This is a genomic window from Glutamicibacter nicotianae (genome assembly GCF_016907615.1).
GTDB lineage: Bacteria > Actinomycetota > Actinomycetes > Actinomycetales > Micrococcaceae > Glutamicibacter > Glutamicibacter nicotianae.
In genome coordinates, this window is sequence record NZ_JAFBCH010000001.1 from 415854 (window position 1) to 432445 (window position 16592).

At 65.0% G+C, this 16592-nt stretch carries 15 protein-coding genes and 1 pseudogene; 6 read left to right on the forward strand and 10 right to left on the reverse strand.

Features of this window, described 5'->3' with window-relative positions:
* The first annotated feature begins 92 nt into the window (after positions 1–92).
* The 4 genes from adh to JOE62_RS02110 all read left to right on the forward strand — a co-directional run bounded on the left by adh (position 93) and on the right by JOE62_RS02110 (position 3766).
* Positions 93–1616, forward strand: a complete 1524-nt coding sequence (gene adh / locus JOE62_RS02095; protein WP_204719943.1) for an aldehyde dehydrogenase — start codon at positions 93–95, stop codon at positions 1614–1616.
* A 165-nt stretch (positions 1617–1781) separates the two neighbouring features.
* Entirely contained in the window at positions 1782–2807 is a 1026-nt protein-coding gene (gene adhP / locus JOE62_RS02100; RefSeq protein WP_204719945.1) for an alcohol dehydrogenase AdhP, read from the forward strand.
* A gap of 71 nt (positions 2808–2878) precedes the next feature.
* Complete coding sequence (locus JOE62_RS02105; RefSeq protein ID WP_204719947.1) at positions 2879–3292, forward strand: DUF779 domain-containing protein; 414 nt, start codon at positions 2879–2881, stop codon at positions 3290–3292.
* 21 nt (positions 3293–3313) lie between these two features.
* On the forward strand, positions 3314–3766 hold the full coding sequence (locus JOE62_RS02110; RefSeq protein ID WP_204719948.1) for a pyrimidine dimer DNA glycosylase/endonuclease V: 453 nt from the start codon (positions 3314–3316) through the stop codon (positions 3764–3766).
* On the opposite strand, the pseudogene JOE62_RS02115 reads toward JOE62_RS02110, so the two are convergent.
* The 9 genes and pseudogenes from JOE62_RS02115 to JOE62_RS02155 form a co-directional block, all read right to left on the reverse strand.
* A pseudogene (locus JOE62_RS02115) lies at positions 3763–4629 on the reverse strand (diaminopimelate dehydrogenase); the annotation flags it as partial. The gene JOE62_RS02110 and the pseudogene JOE62_RS02115 sit on opposite strands and share 4 nt — an antisense overlap.
* Before the next feature lie 411 nt (positions 4630–5040).
* The gene (locus tag JOE62_RS02120) at positions 5041–5202 is read right to left on the reverse strand and encodes a DUF8730 family Cys-rich protein (protein WP_204719950.1); all 162 of its coding nucleotides are present in this window, start codon (positions 5200–5202) and stop codon (positions 5041–5043) included.
* Positions 5203–5237: 35 nt separating this feature from the next.
* Entirely contained in the window at positions 5238–5516 is a 279-nt protein-coding gene (locus tag JOE62_RS02125; protein ID WP_038993621.1) for a metal-sensitive transcriptional regulator, read from the reverse strand.
* A 42-nt stretch (positions 5517–5558) separates the two neighbouring features.
* Complete coding sequence (gene trxA / locus JOE62_RS02130) at positions 5559–5930, reverse strand: thioredoxin (RefSeq protein ID WP_038993623.1); 372 nt, start codon at positions 5928–5930, stop codon at positions 5559–5561.
* Positions 5931–5955: 25 nt separating this feature from the next.
* Positions 5956–6843, reverse strand: coding sequence for a TSUP family transporter (locus JOE62_RS02135; protein WP_204719952.1), 888 nt, complete (start codon positions 6841–6843; stop codon positions 5956–5958).
* A 9-nt stretch (positions 6844–6852) separates the two neighbouring features.
* Positions 6853–7458 carry a rhodanese-like domain-containing protein gene (locus tag JOE62_RS02140; RefSeq protein ID WP_204719954.1) on the reverse strand — a complete coding sequence of 202 codons (606 nt, stop codon included), beginning with the start codon at positions 7456–7458 and terminating at the stop codon, positions 6853–6855.
* A gap of 32 nt (positions 7459–7490) precedes the next feature.
* Positions 7491–8888 carry an MBL fold metallo-hydrolase gene (locus JOE62_RS02145; protein WP_204719956.1) on the reverse strand — a complete coding sequence of 466 codons (1398 nt, stop codon included), beginning with the start codon at positions 8886–8888 and terminating at the stop codon, positions 7491–7493.
* A gap of 199 nt (positions 8889–9087) precedes the next feature.
* Positions 9088–9534: a hypothetical protein gene (locus JOE62_RS02150; RefSeq protein WP_204719958.1), complete on the reverse strand. Its 447-nt coding sequence runs from the start codon at positions 9532–9534 to the stop codon at positions 9088–9090.
* A gap of 2 nt (positions 9535–9536) precedes the next feature.
* Positions 9537–10187, reverse strand: coding sequence for an FCD domain-containing protein (locus JOE62_RS02155; protein ID WP_204719960.1), 651 nt, complete (start codon positions 10185–10187; stop codon positions 9537–9539).
* 130 nt (positions 10188–10317) lie between these two features.
* On the opposite strand from JOE62_RS02155, the gene JOE62_RS02160 reads away from it, so the two are divergent.
* Positions 10318–13149, forward strand: coding sequence for an FAD-binding and (Fe-S)-binding domain-containing protein (locus JOE62_RS02160; protein ID WP_204719962.1), 2832 nt, complete (start codon positions 10318–10320; stop codon positions 13147–13149).
* Positions 13150–13272: 123 nt separating this feature from the next.
* Here the strand turns inward: JOE62_RS02160 and JOE62_RS02165 are convergent, their stop codons facing one another.
* Complete coding sequence (locus tag JOE62_RS02165; RefSeq protein WP_204719964.1) at positions 13273–14733, reverse strand: HNH endonuclease; 1461 nt, start codon at positions 14731–14733, stop codon at positions 13273–13275.
* 358 nt (positions 14734–15091) lie between these two features.
* Between JOE62_RS02165 and JOE62_RS02170 the strand changes: the two genes are divergently transcribed.
* Complete coding sequence (locus JOE62_RS02170; protein WP_204719966.1) at positions 15092–16573, forward strand: amino acid permease; 1482 nt, start codon at positions 15092–15094, stop codon at positions 16571–16573.
* Positions 16574–16592 lie beyond the last annotated feature (19 nt).

The window sequence follows — 16592 nt, forward strand, 5'->3', positions numbered from 1 at the left end:
CTTCCTGCAACCTTTGAGTGACTAGAGTCACATTCAAGGTTCCGCGATGAGGCAATCGCGGCCAGGACATCCGATGAAGGAGACGTGGAGCAATGGCGGTTTACGCAAATCCGAATACCGATGGGGCGCTGGTAGATTTCAAGCCACGCTACGAGAACTACATCGGCGGCGAATGGGTGGCTCCGGTCAAGGGCATGTACTTCGAGAACATCACCCCAGTCACCGGCAAGGTCTTCTGCGAGGTGGCCCGATCCACCGCAGAAGATGTCGAAGTCGCGCTGGACGCGGCGCATGCGGCGGCACCGGCCTGGGGCAAGACCAGTCCTGCCGAACGCGCTGTCATCCTGAACAAGATCGCGGACCGCATCGAGGAGAACCTCGAAATGATGGCCGTGGCCGAAACCTGGGACAACGGCAAGGCCATCCGCGAGTGCCTGAACGCCGACCTGCCGCTGGCAGTTGACCACTTCCGCTACTTCGCCGGAGCAATCCGCGCCCAGGAAGGCAGCCTCTCCCAGCTCGACGAGGACACCACCGCGTACCACTACCACGAGCCGCTGGGCGTGGTCGGGCAGATCATCCCGTGGAACTTCCCGCTGCTCATGGCCGTGTGGAAGCTCGCCCCGGCCCTGGCTGCCGGCAATGCGATCGTGCTCAAGCCCGCCGAGCAGACCCCGGTCTCCATCCTGGTTCTCATGGAACTGATCGGCGACCTGCTGCCAGCCGGCGTGCTGAACGTGGTCAATGGCTTCGGCGTGGAAGCGGGCAAGCCACTGGCCTCCAACAAGCGCATCCGCAAGATCGCCTTCACCGGCGAAACCACTACCGGCCGGCTGATCATGCAGTACGCGTCGGAAAACCTGATCCCGGTCACCCTGGAACTGGGCGGCAAGTCCCCGAACATCTTCTTCGAGGACATTGCCTCCAAGGACGACGCCTTCTACGACAAGGCGCAGGAAGGTTTCACCCTGTTCGCGCTGAACCAAGGCGAGGTCTGCACCTGCCCATCGCGTGCACTGATCCAGGAAAGCATCTACGAGAAGTTCATTGGAGATGTCGTGGCCCGTACCAAGGCCATCAAGCAGGGCCACCCGCTGGATACCGAGACCATGATGGGTGCCCAGGCCTCTAATGACCAGCTGGAGAAGATCCTGTCCTACATGGACATCGGCAAAGCCGAGGGTGCCAAGGTGCTGCTTGGCGGCGGCCGCGCGGATCTGGGCGGGGAACTGTCCGGCGGCTTCTACGTGCAGCCGACCATCTTCGAGGGCACCAATGACATGCGCATCTTCCAAGAGGAGATCTTCGGTCCGGTGGTCGCGGTGACCAAGTTCAAGGACTACGACGACGCGATCTCCATCGCCAACGACACCCTGTACGGACTGGGTTCGGGCGTGTGGAGCCGCAACGGCAACGTGGCCTACCGCGCCGGCCGAGCCATCCAGGCAGGCCGCGTGTGGGTCAACCAGTACCACGCCTACCCGGCGCACTCCGCCTTCGGCGGATACAAGTCCTCGGGCATCGGACGGGAAAACCACCTGATGATGCTGGACCACTACCAGCAAACCAAGAACCTGCTGGTCTCCTACTCGGAGGACAAGCTCGGCTTCTTCTAAGCCGGGGAAGCACCATCCCACCCGAACCGCCCGGTTCGGAGATCCATCCCATGAACTTCAAAGGCGCGCGGTCCGCCCAGGACCGCGTCCGGGGCACGATTGGCCTCATTTCCCGGACCCGCAAGGGTGTCGCGCGCCTTTGAAGCTATGCAAAGGACAACGTACATGAGTACCATGAAAGCCGCAATAGTCGAGAACTTCAGCGATGACCTGAAGGTAGGCGAGATCCCGATCCCGCAGCCCGGACCGGGCCAGGCCCTGGTCAAGCTCATCGCCTCCGGCGTCTGCCACACCGACCTGCACGCCGCAGAGGGCGACTGGCCGGTCAAGCCGAAGCTTCCGCTGGTCCCCGGGCACGAGGGCGTGGGCACCGTAGTCGCCGTCGGCGAAGGCGTCACCGAGGTCGAAGAGGGCGATGTTGTCGGCAACGCCTGGCTGGCCAGCGCCTGCGGCAGCTGCGAATACTGCCGTACCGGCTGGGAGACGCTGTGCGAATCCCAGTCCAACGGCGGCTACTCGATGGACGGCTCCTTCGGCCAGTACATGCTGGTGGACGCGAAATTCGCCGCCCGCATTCCCGAGGGCTCCGACCCGCACGAGATCGCCCCGGTGCTCTGCGCAGGGGTGACCGTCTACAAGGGGTTGAAGATGACCGGGGTGCGCCCGGGCCAGTGGGTCGCGATCTCCGGCATCGGCGGGCTGGGGCACATCGCGGTGCAGTATGCGGTGGCCATGGGCATGCGCGTGGTCGCCATCGACGTGGCCGACGACAAGCTCGCGCTGGCCACCAAGCATGGGGCCGAGCTGACGGTGAACGCGTTCGCGCAGGACCCGGCCGAGATCATCCAGGAGAAGGTCGGCGGGACCCACGGGGTGCTGGTCACCGCCGTGCACCCGGCAGCGTTCGGGCAGGCCATTGGCGTGACCCGGCGCGGGGGAACGATCGTGTTCAACGGCCTTCCCGCCGGCGACTTCCCTGCCCCGATCTTCGACATCGTCCTCAAGGGCCTGACCATCCGCGGCTCGATCGTCGGCACACGCCAGGACATGATCGAGGCGCTGGACTTCTATGCGGCCGGCAAGATCAAGCCGACCTTCCACACCCGTCCACTGGAAGACATCAACGCGGTCTTCGACGAGATGCGCCACGCCAAGATCGACGGGCGCGTCGTCATCGACTACACTGCATAGCCCGGTGCGCGGCCCGGCGGGAGCTTCCTGCCGGGCCGCGCGCAGCGGCCCACCATGAACAGGAGCAGGCCATGAGCACCGTCACCGAAACGCGCGCCGCCATCGAGGGAGAGGATTTCTCCCGGGTGGCTTTCACCTCCGACGCCCTTCAACTGCTGCGCAAGCTGTGGGGGATCCATGGCCAACTGATGTTCCACCAGTCCGGAGGCTGCTGCGACGGGTCCTCGCCGATGTGCTATCCGGCCGGCGAATTCCGCACAGGCGGATCGGACATCCTGCTCGGCGTGCTCGCCCTGGACGATGCCGAGGGTGCCGCTTTGGGCGAGATCGAGTTCTGGATGTCCAAGGAGCAGTTCGAATACTGGAAGCACACCAAGCTGACCGTCGACGTGGTCAACGGGCGCGGCTCCGGCTTCTCCGTGGAGGCCCCTGAAGGCAAGCGCTTCTTGATCCGAAGCGAGATCATCGAGTTCCCTGCCGGCTAGCACTGGCACTAGTCTGGGCCCATGCGCCTCTGGTCCCTGCACCCTTCATTGCTCGACCCCAAAGGGCTCGTCGCCTGCTGGCGTGAAACCCTGCTGGCGCAGAAGACGCTGGCCGGCCAGACCAAGGGGTACACGGAGCACCCGCAGCTGCTGCGGTTCAAGGCGCAGCCCGCTCCGCTGGTGCATCTGGGCGGCTATCTTCAGGGCCTGCTAGACGAGGCCGATGCCCGGGGCTATAGCTTCGACGCCTCCAAGATCCTGCATCCGGCAGCACCCGCGCAGCTGCAGAAGATCCCGGTCACCGGCGGGCAGGTGCGCTTCGAGCGCGAACACCTGCTGCGCAAGCTGACCGTCCGGGATCCTGCGCGCATCGCCCGCCTGGAACCAGCCGGCCAGCTGGCCCTGCATCCGCTGTTCGTGCAGGTCCCGGGACCGGTGGAGTCCTGGGAGAAGGACCCGCTGGCCGCTTCCTAGAGCAGTTCCGCGCGCAGCTGGGCCGCCGACTTCGGCGAGAGCAGCCCCGGGGCCACATCGTAGACGGTCTGCGCGCCGGTGATCCCGGCCTGGTTCATGCGGTGCACGGCGCGGGCGTAGGCCACCAGCACGCTGAAAGTGAACTCGGGGTTCGAACCCAGCGCCAGCGAGTACTCGATGACCTGCTTCTGCGCATCGCTGGTGTTGCCCGAGCGGATCACGAACCCGCCGTGCGGCATCGCCGAATGCTCGGCCGCCAGGGTCTGCTGGTCGATGAATTCAACCGTGGTGTCGTACTGGTCGAAGTAGTGCTCCATGGTGACGATCGCTTCGCGCACCGCCTCGGCATCCGCACCGTCCGCGAGCACCACGAAGCATTCGCGCTGGTGCTTTTCTCGGGTGCCCAGGGTCGGGCGCTCGCCGTCCCGCACGCGGTCGATCGCTTCCTGGCTGGGGATCGTGTACTGCACGCCGGCGGCGACACCCGGCACGCGGCGCACAGCATCCGAATGGCCCTGGCTCAGGCCCCGGCCCCAGAAGGTGTAGGTCTCCCCGTCGGGCAGCAGCGCCTCGCCGTACACGCGGTTGATCGAGAACATGCCGGGATCCCATCCCGCGGAAATCAGCGTGGTCTTGCCGGCGGCCTTCGCCGGGGCGTCCACGGTTTCGAAGTACTCGGGGATGCGCGCGTGGGTGTCGAAGCTGTCCACCGTGTTGTACAGCGCCGCGTACTTCGGGCCCTGCTCCGGCAGGTCCGACTTCGAACCGCCACACAGGATGAGCACGTCGATCTGGTCGGTGTGCTGCTGAAGCTCGGTGATGGCGAAACGCGGCGCCGGGCTGGCCAGCTGCAGGTCCTGCGGGTCGCGTCGGGTCTAGACGCCGACCAGCTCCATGTCCGGGTTCTTCGCGATCGCGGCCTGCATGCCGCGGCCGAGGTTGCCGTAGCCGGCAATGCCAATACGGATTTTAGAGGTCATGATGATGGGATTCCTTTGGGGTCAGCCGGAGCGCGGTGCCGGATGCCTCGCTGACCCGCGGAGCATCCGATCTGCAGCACGCGCATGGTCATTACCTCGGATTATTCCAAAGAACGCTGGCGCAGGGTAACTGCGACCTGTCTATGTCGCCTGGGTATCCTGAACGGGCAGGCAACTGCCACGGCTCATCGTTGCCACAATGGTTGGCTTATCGGGACCATTGTGTGAACAACGCGAGCTGCTGCGGCCCCCGCGCAGGCATCTGTGGTGGATGGGCGGGGGCGAAGGCAGGTTCTAGCGGCCGAACAGGCGGCTGAAGAAGCCGGTTTTCGGCTCGTTATCGTGGCCCTGGCAGCGGTCGCGGGCGGGAACGCCGCGCATGACCGAATCAACGTGCTGGCCGCACCCGGCCCATGTGGTCTTGCCGCATTTCTTGCAGGAAACCTGTCGGCACATCGGGTGCCTCCTTTTCTGGCGTGATAGCCGTAGATCTATGAAAGTGAAAGGAAGAGCTTTTCCAGCTCCTCGATGGTCAAGCCGTCTTCGGCTTCGGCGGTCTGCTCCGGATCAACCAGGCAGTGCTGCATGGCCGAGGAAACGATGGCGAATCCTGCGCGGTCCAGCGCGGTGGATACGGCGGAAAGCTGGGTCACCACATCGCGGCATTTGCCGTCGCCCTCCACCGAGTTGATGACAGCATCAAGCTGGCCGCGGGCCCGCTTCAGGCGGTTCAGGATTCGCTTGCGTGTGGCTTCATCCGCATTGCGCATGATGTGCTCCATTTCGAAAAGACCGTGGGGCGGACCCCGGGGTTATGGCTCGGACGTCTGAGCGGCGGCCAGTTCGGCGTGCACGGCGTCCATGTCCAAGTTCTTCAGCGAGACGACCAATTCTTCCAGGCCTCGGGAATCCAGTGCGCCGGGCTGGGAGTAAACCAGCACGCCGTCCTTGAATGCCATCAGCGTCGGGATGGAAGTGATCTGGGCGGCGGCCGCCAAGTCCTGCTGCGTCTCGGTGTTGACCTTGCCGAAGACCACGTCCTCGTGCAGGCCTGCCGCGGTGTCGAAGACGGGCGCGAAGTTGCGGCACGGGCCGCACCAGGCTGCCCAGAAGTCGACCAGCAGCATCTGGGAGGACTTGACGGTTTCAGCGAAGTTCGTCTCGGTCAATTCTAGCGGTTTCATGGGTATTCCTATGGGTAGATGCGAGCTAGCCCGCAGTCGGGGCCGGGCCAGCGTGGGCTTTGCGCCAGGGACAGATGGCGGCCACTGCCGGGACCTTGGTGCACAGCACCCAGGCAACGGCGACGACCGTGGCGGCACTGGCAAGGACGAGTCCTGCCGGATTCGGCAGTTCCTGGGACAGGACGAAGATGCCCATGGCCAGGACGAAATAGCCGAATCCCCGGCGCAGCTTCTGCTCCGGAACCCGGGCGGTCAGCCGTGCCCCGACCAGCGAGCCGATGATCGCCGCCGCGGTAATGGACAGCGCCAACGGCCAGTTGACCGAAGTGGAATTCAGGTGCCCCAGCATTCCGGAGGCCGAATTCAGCGAGATGACCAGCAAGGACGTGCCGACCGCGTGCTTCATCTGCACCCCTGCCAGCAGCACCAGGGCCGGAACGATGAGGAATCCGCCGCCGGCCCCCACCAATCCGGTAACCATGCCGACTGCCAGTCCGACGGGAATGTACAGCAGCAGCGACCGCCCCTTGGCCGCGGCATCGTTGTCCTTCTTCCGTCCGCGGATCATGTTCCGTGCGCTGGCCATCATGATGATGGCGAAGGCCGCCATCAGAACGCCACCGGGAATGGCGGCGCTGGCCAGGCCGCCGAGCAGCGCGCCGCTCATGCTCGAAGCGGCGAAGACCAGGCCTGCGGCCCAGCGGACATTGCGGGCCCGCGCATGCGGCAGCAGGCTGGCCAGCGAGGTCGCGCCCACCACGAACAGCGACGTGGTGATGGCCTCTTTGGCTTCCATGCCCGCCACATAAGTGAGCAGTGGAACCATCAGGATGGAACCGCCGCCACCGAGTAGGCCCAGGGCAAGGCCGACGACGACTGACAGGGCCAGGACCAGTATCAAAAATGGTTCCACTGCCCGCGCCTACTTGCCGTGCGGGTTCAGCTGCTGCCCGGCATTGGGGATCTGCGCCAGCGGGTTGGCCTTGCCATTGGTGCTTGCCTTGTTCCACGGCATCTTGGACAGCACGCTGGCCATGGCGCAGGAGTTGCTGGCCGCGGAGTAGACCAGGCCCGCTCCGATGCCCGCGGACAAGTAGCCGAGCTTGGGGCTGGCCAGCTTGGAGCCGATGAAGCCCAGCAGCACCAGCGAGCCTGCGGTCATGCGAACCTGGCGGTCCATGGCCCAGCGCTGGGTGCCGCGCACCACCTCGCCGCCGGACTTCTCCCAGGCGGAGATGCCGCCATCCAGCACGCTGCCGGATTCGATCTGGAGGTCGGCCAGCTTCTGCTGCGCCTGCCCTGCGCGGGTGCCGGACTGGCAGACCAGCACGATCTGCTTGGCCAGCTTGCGGGTCACGTCGTGGGCGTGTTCCGCTACCAGGTCCAGCGGCAGGTTGTACGAGCCGGGGATGTGCACGGATTCGAATTCCGCGGGGGTGCGCACATCCAGGACTGCGACGGCCGAATCCTCGGCGGCCAGCAGGTTCTTCAGGGTCGCGGGGTCCATGACGTTGATGGGGGTGCTCATATTTCGGGTGCTTCCTTGGGGTTCGGGATGGGTCAGGCGTTGGTCTTGGCCATGGCGGCGGTCCAGCCGGCATAGCTTCCGGCCAGCTCGATTACGTCGTAGCCGGCATCGCGCAGGGCGCTGGCGACGATCGAGTTGCGCAGTCCGCTCTGGCAGTAGGTGACGATCTTTCCGTCGGCCGGCAGTTCGTCGAGGGACCACAGGGCGCGCCCGCCCGAGATGTGCTTGGCGTTCGGGATGGCGCCGGCAGCGAACTCGCTGCGGTTGCGCACATCCAGCAGCAGTGCGTGCTCGAAGTGCTCCAGCTCGGCCGGGGCCACGCTTGGCGGGGTGAAGGCCGGCAGCCCCTCGAGGCTGGTCGCGTAGCCGGACACCGCGTCGATGCCCACGCGCATCAGGTGATCGCGCATCTGCTGCGCGGCTTGGAGGTCCTCGGCGAACAGGATCAGCTGGCGGTCATCGGCTTCCGGGTCGAAGGCCCAAGCTCCGAAGTTCGCCATCTTGGCGATGGCGGGGATGGCCAGCGCGCCGGCGACGGTGCCCTCGGCCACTGCCAGGTGTCCGCGGGTGTCGACGAAGACCGCGTCATTCGAGGCAGTCTGCTCGATGATCTGCTCCGCCGTGAACTCGACGAGCTCGGGCAGGGGGCCGAGCACCTTGGCGCCATCGCGGTTCTGGCGCTTCATGCGGGCGAAGTAGGCGTGGGCGTCGGGCTGGCCGTCGAGCAGCTCGGCGATGAAGCCTGCCTCGTCGTTGCTCGCCAGGTAGCTGCCCCACCAGGCGAAGTTGCGTTCGTAGCCCACGGTGGTGGAGGGCACGGCGCCCAGCGCCTTGCCGCAGGCGCTGCCCGAACCGTGGCCCGGGTAGACCTGGATGTGGTCGGGCAGCTGCAGGAAGACGTTCTTCAGCGAGGCGAAGAGCTGCTTGGCCCCGGCGAAGCGGGTGTCCACGCCGCCGGCCGCCTCGTCCAGCAGGTCCGGGCGGCCCAGGTCGCCGGCGAAGATGAAGTCGCCGGAGAGCATGTAGCCGGGCTGGTCGCTGAAGGCGCCGTCGGTGATGAGGAACGAGAGGTGCTCCGGGGTGTGGCCCGGGGTGTGGCGCGCGGTCACGGTGATGTTTCCCAGGGCGATGGTGTCCTTGTCCATCAGGCGTTCGGCCTCGAAGCCATACTGCCAGTCGGCGCCGCCCTCGCCCGAGACGTAGGTGGCCGCTCCGGTGGCGGCGGCCAGTTCGCGGGTGCCGGAGAGGTAGTCGGCGTGGATGTGCGTTTCGGTCACCGCAACAATGCGCATCCCGTGCTTGGCGGCCAGCGCCAGGTACCCGGAGATGTCGCGGCGGGCATCGATGACGATTGCTTCGCCCTTGGCTTGGCAGCCGATGAAGTAGCTGGCCTGTGCCAGGTCTTCGTCGTAGAAGCGTTCCAGAAGCATGGTGGATCCTTTCTGTGGGGTGTTGAATTAACCATAGGACATACCCCAGGGGGTATGTCAAAAATAGGGCTGGGGGTATGCGTGAATGTGCGTCGAATGACTGTGCTGATATTGGTGGAAGCGGATGGGGCCATCCGCAGGATTCCCGCGTCAGGTTGCGGTATTCAGCGCGAAGCGTCCTTGCAGGGCAGGCGGGGTGTTACAGCCTCGGAAAGGTGCGCATCCACCGGTCGAGCTGTTCCAGCTGCACCGGATCCAAGGTGGCAAGAAGCTGCAGATTTCCGTCCTCGCCGGGATGCAGAATGCCCGCATGGCCTTCGGGGACGCCAGCCAGCGCCTCGCCTGCCGCGGAATCCGCCGGAGCGCTCGCCGGGGTGGAGATGAAGAGCAGTGCGGGCGAGCCGTTCCAGGTTTCATGCACCGACAGCGTGCCCTCGGTGAAGCGCAGGGTTTCTTCAAGTTCCAGCCAGCCGGTCAGCCCGCACGTAGTCAGGTCGATGCCCGGTTTGGGAGTGGTCTTCCTCCATCCGGCTGCGAGCGTGTGGGCCGAGAACTTCACTGCGCCCAATTGCAGATCAGGGATCCGCGACATGAGCGAGTCGATCTGATCGAAGCTGAACTGCGGCTTCCGGCCGAACAGTCCCATGCCTACAGGCTCTCCAAATGCTCGGCCAGCTTGTTGCTGGCGGTGTGCAGGTGTTCTTCCAGCACCTTCGCCGCGGCGGCCGCCTGGCCTTGGGAGATTAGCTGCAGCAGCCGTGCGTGCTCGGCGGCAATGTCTTTGGTGGACAGCAGCGTGGCATCCTGCACGTGGGTCATGCACAGGCGGATCTCGTCGGTCAGCTGCGCGTAGATTGCGCTGGTGCGCCGCGAGCCGAGCGCCTGGACCAGAGCGGAATGGAAGCGGATGTCGGGATCGATAATGTCGATCGGCGAGGCGCCGACCAGTTCGGTGATTTCCGCATTGGCTTCATGCGCCTCGGATGGGACTTCGCGTTGGGCGGCCAGCAGGCGCACGGCCTCTGCTTCGATGATGGCGCGGGTGCGGTAGATATCGAGCGCATCGCGCGCGGAGAGCAGCGTGACCCTTGCGGTCTGGTGCACATTGCGGGTCAGCAGGCCGCTTGCGACAAGGTTCTCCAGTGCGGCCTTGGCGGTTGGACGGGCAACTTCGTATTGCGCGGCGACATCGATCTCGGCCAGCGGGGTGCCGGGTGCCAGTTCGCCGCTGAAAATCCGGGCGCGCAGGGACCGGATGACCGCCTGGACTACGGAAACGACACCTAAACGGGCTGCCACAAGGGTCCTTTCGAGCCGCGGAAAATATGCCTAACAAGTATCCCATGAATGGTACTACTATGAAATGTGTACTTGTAAGACAATTTTCGTATTCGGCAAGCGCCGCTTGCCAACTGCACAGGAGCGCACCATGGCATTGAGCACGCCAGCACTCGGAGAAACGACGGTTTCATCCGGAATCCTCGACTTGGTCGGCGACCAGGACCGCGTCAAGACCCGTTCCATCGATCGCGTCGCCTATGCCTCGGATGCCTCGCACTACCTGTACACCCCGCAAGCTGTCGTGCTGGCCAAGGACGCTGCGGAAGTCTCCGCGCTGCTTGCGGCGGCCGCGCGGAACAACCAGCCGGTCACCCTGCGCTCCGGCGGCACCTCATTGGCCGGACAGGCCAGCGGCGACGGCCTGATGATCGACGTGCGCCGCAACTTCCGCGGCATTACCGTGCTCGATAACGGAGCGCGCGTGCGCGTGCAGCCCGGCGCCACCGTCCGCCAGGTCAACGCGCGTCTGGCCGTCTATGGCAGCAAGCTCGGGCCGGATCCGGCCAGCGAGGCAGCCTGCACCATCGGCGGCGTGATCGCGAACAACTCCTCGGGCATGGCCTGCGGAACAGAGCTCAACACCTACCGCACCCTGGAATCCATGACGTTCGTCCTGCCTTCGGGCACCATGATCGATACCGCGGATCCCGAGGCCGACCGCAAGCTGACCGCCGCCGAGCCGCAGCTGGTCGCCACTCTGGACAAGCTGGTCAAGCGCGTGCGCAGCAACCCTGCATCGGTTGCCAAGATTCAGAAGCACTTCGGGCTGAAAAACACCATGGGCTACGGCATCAACGCCTTCCTGGACTACGACACCCCGGCCGAGCTGCTGGCCCACCTGATCATCGGCTCCGAGGGCACCCTGGCCTTCGTCGCGGAGGCGGTGTTCCGCACCGTGCCCATCCGCAAGCTGGCCATCGCCACCCTGGCGGTCTTCGACAACCTGGATCTGGCCACCCGCGCACTGCCCGAACTCGTGGATTCCGGCGCAGCTACGCTGGAGCTGATGGACTCCACCTCGCTGCGCGTGGGCCAGTCGCTGCCCGGCGTGCCCGATGCCATCATGGGCTTTGAGGTCGACCAGCAGGCCGCCTTGCTGGTCGAATACCATGCGGACTCAGAAGTGGAGCTGGCAGGGCTGCGCTCAGCCGGCCAGTCGCTGCTCGATGCCTCCGCATTGCGCGCCCCGGCGCTCCTTTCCCCGGATGCCAAGAACCGCCAGGCCGCCTGGAAGTTCCGCAAGGGCCTGTACGCATCGGTGGCCGGCGCCCGCGCCACCGGTACCACCGCGCTGCTCGAAGACGTCGTCGTCCCGGTCGAGACCTTGGCTGAAACCTGCGGCAGCCTGCAGGAGCTGTTCACCGAGTACGACTACGAGGATTCGGTGATCTTCGGCCACGCCAAGGATGGCAACATCCACTTCATGCTGACCGACCGCTTCGAAGGCGATACGGCGCTGAACCGCTACAACTCCTTCAACGACAAGATGGTCCAGCTGATCCTGGATAAGGACGGCAACCTCAAGGCGGAGCACGGTACCGGTCGCGCCATGGCGCCATTCGTCCGCTCGCAGTACGGCGATGAGCTCTACGAGGTGCACCTGGAACTCAAGGCAGCCTGCGATCCGCGCTTGGTGATGAACCCCGGTGTGATCATCGACGAGGACCATGCCGCGCACATCCGCAATATCAAGCTCAACGAGACCATCGAGGTCGAGGCCGACCATTGCGTGGAATGCGGCTACTGCGAGCCGGTCTGCCCGTCCAAGGACCTGACCTTGACCCCGCGCCAGCGTATCGTCGTGCGCCGCGCCATCGCCAAGGCCGAAGCCGAGGGCAACACTGAGCTGGCTGCCGAGCTTGAGCGCGACTACGAGTACAACGGCGTCCAGACCTGCGCCGTGGACGGCATGTGCGTCACCGCCTGCCCGGTCGGCATCAACACCGGCCTGCTGGTCAAGCGCCTGCGCCGCGAAGACGCGCACCCTGTGCTGGAAGCCGGCTTCAAGGCCGCGGCCAAGGGCTGGGGCGGGGCCACCCGGGCTGGTTCGCTGGCCCTGAGCGTCGCCGACAAGTTCCCGACGACGCTGGTCCGCGGCGTTACCGATGTTGCCCGCAAGGTGGTCAGCACCGACGTCATGCCGCGCTACGACGCTGAACTGCCTGCCGGCGGCAAGGCTCGCAAGCCGATGGCCGGGAACCTGGGGGCCGCGGGCACTGAGCCGCTGGCCATCTACCTGCCTGCCTGCGTGAACTCGATGTTCGGCCCGGCCGGCGACGGTGAAGGTGTTGCATCGTCGTTCACCCGGCTGCTGCACGCCGCCGGAGTCTCGGTTTATGTCCCCGAGGGCATCGAATCCACCTGCTGCGGCACCCCATGGACTTCCAAGGGCTACGCGCAGGGCCATGAAATCATGGGCCAGCGCGTGCTGGAAGAAGTCCGCGCCGCCATGCCTGGCAAGAATCTGCCCATCATCTCGGACGCCTCCAGCTGCACCGAAGGCTTTGCGCATACCCTGGCCGAGCATGGCTATGACGTGGTTGACCTGCTGGCATTCACTTCGCAGCACCTGCTGGACAAGTTGCCAGAGCTGCAGAAGATCGCCTCGGTCACCTTGCACCCGACCTGCTCGTCCACGCAGATGGGCCTGAACCCGGATATGCAGAAGATTGCCGAGGCTGTGGCAGATACCGTGAATACGCCGGTGAACTGGGGCTGTTGCGGTTATGCCGGCGACCGCGGCATGCTGCATCCAGAGCTGACCGAGTCGGCTACCGCTCGCGAGGCAGCTGAGGTCCGTGAACTGGATGCGCAGGAACACGCTTCATGCAACCGCACCTGCGAACTGGGCATGACCCGGGCGACTGGCAAGGAATACCGCCACATCGTTGAACTGCTGGCAGAAGCCGCCGGCAAGTAGAGTCCGGAACCAAGCCGCCTGGGAGGCAACTTCCAGGCGGCTTCGCCATATCCTGCTGCCCGAAGCCAGCGGCTTCAACCGGATTGCGAGCCAAGAGAGTGCGCAGTAGTTGCTTGCCGCCTATCAGGCGGCAACACATTCGGGGTCATCAGGCGGCCACAGCCGTTCTTTGAGTTTTTGCAGCCAGGTGCCGTCGCGCATCAGTTGCGGGAATGGCTTGTGCGCGTACCCGGTGGCTGGTGGTGCGGTGGATTTGTAGGACATGGCCGAGCCGGGGCAAATCGTGATGCTGTGCCCGTTGCCGTAGGTGGTGTACTCGTACCATCCGGCGGCTTGCTTGGCCTTGTTGCAGGCCGCGCAGCGGCCATCGCCGTTGGACACGGTGGTTTTGCCGCCGCGGGCGTATTGCTTGACGTGGTCTATTTCTTCCACGGTGCCGTCGCAGAACGGGGTTCGGCAGTGCCGGTCGCGTACGGCGATGAACTTCTTGAGCTTCTCCGGGAAAAGCCGCGCCTTGGAGTCCATGGAAATGAGTTCCTGGTCGCCCGGCGCGGTGTAGAAGCGGGCGAGTTCGGTGCGCACTTCGATTTGCTCGATGTTTTCGCGGGTGACTTTCGCTTCCATCTGCTCGAAGGTCAGGTCATTGGGGATCTGGTGCCCGCCGATCCATTCACGCACGCTCTGGGCAGGGATGTAGCCGTAGCCTTCCAATAGCGCTGGTTCGCGTTCGCCGGCGAACAGGGCGCGGTCGGTCATGATCACCCCGATGTTCAGGGCGACGGGCATTTTGGAGGGTTCGCCGATCATCATGTAGCTGAAGAGCAGGTCGGCGCGGATCTGGGTGCGGGTGCGCGGGTCGCCTTTCTTGCGCAAGGTCTTGGATTCCTCGTCCAGGTAGCGCTTGAGGCACATGCCGGGCAGCAGGGGGTATTCGCCGCGGATCTTGATGCAGCCGCGTTGCTGGTCGATTTCCAGGGTGAGGTTGCGGTCTTCTTCGACGGTTTTCTGCTTGATGGATTCCTGATCAGAGGTGTAGGCAAGGACGAACTTGCGCACGGTTTGAGTGATTTGGCGGGTGCCCATGGAGTCGAACATGTCGGGGTTCTGGGCGCAGTACTCGTCGAATTCGGTGCGGCGCTGGGCTCTGAGGTCCTGGAGCGGGGTCAGGATGGCTTGGGCTTGCGCTTCGGTGAATTCTCCGCGGGAGCAGGCGGCGGCCAGGTGAGGGGTGTCTTCGAAGAGGATGCGACAGTTGACCAGGTAGTTGCGCATGCCGTGCGGGGATTGCTTGCGGGCCAGGGCGACGCAGGCGGCGGCGCCACGGGTCTGGTCATCCATGTGGACGCCGCGTTCCTCGTGGTCGCGTACGAAGTCCTTCTCGATCTGGTGAGAGAGGCAGGCCTGCCGGTAGCGGATATAGGAGGCTAGTGCTTCGAGGCCTTCGATGGCGTGGGCGCATTCGGCTTTGGTGCCGTGTTCTTCTAGCTGGACGAGGTCGTCGTTCAACTGCTCCAGATGCAGGTCGAAGGCATCTGGGGGTGCTAGTGGGGTCTGGCCGTTTCCGTGCGCCTTTGCTTCGGACATGTTCTAATTATACTTCTCTTATTCGAATGTGTCTTCTAGTTCTGTGGAAAACCTGGGTGGTTTTCGATGTGCACAGGGAGGGTTGGGGTGCCTGCGGAGCTGGTGGCGTGCGGCGATTCGTGCATAATTATGCACTCCAGATAATGAATTCCATCTCAGTGCACGCGTTCCGTCTAGATCGCGAATTCAGTTAAACCCCAAGAAGGGGCGGCAATTGGCGAGAAATTGGTGGATTCTGGAAAAGCTGGGCCCGATCCGTCCGTGACATGATATTCCAGTTCAGAACTTCCACGCGCAGCGTCCGTCCGCATCCAAGGCCGGGGCGAGGCGGCAAGACCACACCCATTGAGGATCCGCGATGAATCGCAAACCATCCGTGAGCGCCGGCCCGGCGACTATGCTGGGCGCGCAGCTGCGCCGCCGCAAGTCGATCACGAATATGATCGCCGAGGCAGAAACCAATGCAGGAGCAGGCCAACTGCGCCGCACCCTGGGCATGTGGCAGCTGACCATGATCAGCGTCGGCGCCACCATGGGCACCGGAATCCTGGTGATCCTTGGCGATACCGTGCCGATCGCCGGTCCGGCCATCTGGATCTCGTTCGTGATCGCCGGCATCACCGCGCTGCTTTCGGCGATGTCCTACGCCGAAATGGCCGGCATGGTCCCGGTATCCGGCTCCAGCTACTCCTATTCTTATGCGACCATGGGCGAGGGCATCGCCTGGATCTGCGGCTGGTGCCTGGTGCTCGAATACGCCGTGTCCGTGGCCGCGGTGGCCGTCGGCGCGGGCCAGTACGTGAACGAGACGCTGCGCGCCTTCGGCATGGAGCTGCCTGCGGCGCTGGCCGGCGGCCCGGCCGAGGGCGGGGTGGTGAACCTGCCGGCGCTGATCGTCGTCGTGCTGGCCACCGTGCTGCTGGTGCGCGGGGCGCGCGAATCGGCCATCGTGAACTCGATCGTCGTGGCCATCAAGGCAGGCATCCTGATCTTCTTCTCGGTCGTCGCCTTCAGCGCCTTCAACGCGGGCAACTTCGAGCCGCTGCTGCCGATGGGCGCGGCCGGCGTGACCGCGGCGGCATCGAGCGTGTTCTTCTCCTATATCGGCTTCGACGCCGCCTCGACGGCCGGCGAGGAAGCGAAGAACCCGAAGCGCGATCTGCCCCGGGCCATCATGCTCTCGATGCTGATCGTGACCATCACCTACGTGCTGGTGGCAGTTTCGGCGATCGGCGCGCGCGAATGGAACTGGTTTGAAGGTGCCCAGGCGCCGCTGGTGCAGATCGTCGGCGACCTGACCGGCCAGCCGATCTTCGTGCTGGCCTTCGCCGTGGCCGCCGTGCTGGCCATCGCTTCGGTGGTGCTGACCGTGCTCTACGGCCAGACCCGCATCCTCCTGGCCATGTCGCGCGACGGGCTGGTGCCGCCGGTGTTCGGCAAGGTATCGCGCCGCACCGGCACCCCGGTCGCCGGCACCTGGATCACCGGCATCCTGGTGGCGATCACCGCCGGGTTCATCCCGCTGGGCGCGCTGGCCGACGCCACCAGCATCGGCACGCTGTTCGCTTTCGCGCTGGTCGGCGCCTCTGTGATCTACCTGCGCCGCAAGCAGCCGCAGGCCCCGCGGACGTTCAAGCTGCCGCTGTATCCGGTCACCCCGATCCTGGGCATCTTCGCCTGCCTGTTCCTGATGAGCCAGCTGGGCTGGCACACTTGGCTGGTGTTCATCATCTGGATGATCGTCGGCGTGGCGCTCTACCTGGGCTACGGACGGCGTCGTTCGCGCCTGGGGCAGCTCAGTGCGCAGGACTATGCGGCCAGCCACGCAAACGCGCGGTAGCCGCACAGCACGCTTCATT

Bases quoted from the DNA above. Each gene is read 5' to 3' on its own strand.
- JOE62_RS02160 (WP_204719962.1), top strand. From the start codon at position 10,318: ATGGCATTGAGCACGCCAGCACTCGGAGAAACGACGGTTTCATCCGGA.
- trxA (WP_038993623.1), bottom strand. From the start codon at position 5,930: ATGAAACCGCTAGAATTGACCGAGACGAACTTCGCTGAAACCGTCAAG.
- JOE62_RS02150 (WP_204719958.1), bottom strand. From the start codon at position 9,534: ATGGGACTGTTCGGCCGGAAGCCGCAGTTCAGCTTCGATCAGATCGAC.
- JOE62_RS02165 (WP_204719964.1), bottom strand. From the start codon at position 14,733: ATGTCCGAAGCAAAGGCGCACGGAAACGGCCAGACCCCACTAGCACCC.
- JOE62_RS02105 (WP_204719947.1), top strand. From the start codon at position 2,879: ATGAGCACCGTCACCGAAACGCGCGCCGCCATCGAGGGAGAGGATTTC.
- JOE62_RS02145 (WP_204719956.1), bottom strand. From the start codon at position 8,888: ATGCTTCTGGAACGCTTCTACGACGAAGACCTGGCACAGGCCAGCTAC.
- JOE62_RS02125 (WP_038993621.1), bottom strand. From the start codon at position 5,516: ATGCGCAATGCGGATGAAGCCACACGCAAGCGAATCCTGAACCGCCTG.
- adhP (WP_204719945.1), top strand. From the start codon at position 1,782: ATGAGTACCATGAAAGCCGCAATAGTCGAGAACTTCAGCGATGACCTG.
- adh (WP_204719943.1), top strand. From the start codon at position 93: ATGGCGGTTTACGCAAATCCGAATACCGATGGGGCGCTGGTAGATTTC.
- JOE62_RS02120 (WP_204719950.1), bottom strand. From the start codon at position 5,202: ATGTGCCGACAGGTTTCCTGCAAGAAATGCGGCAAGACCACATGGGCC.
- JOE62_RS02110 (WP_204719948.1), top strand. From the start codon at position 3,314: ATGCGCCTCTGGTCCCTGCACCCTTCATTGCTCGACCCCAAAGGGCTC.
- JOE62_RS02140 (WP_204719954.1), bottom strand. From the start codon at position 7,458: ATGAGCACCCCCATCAACGTCATGGACCCCGCGACCCTGAAGAACCTG.
- JOE62_RS02170 (WP_204719966.1), top strand. From the start codon at position 15,092: ATGAATCGCAAACCATCCGTGAGCGCCGGCCCGGCGACTATGCTGGGC.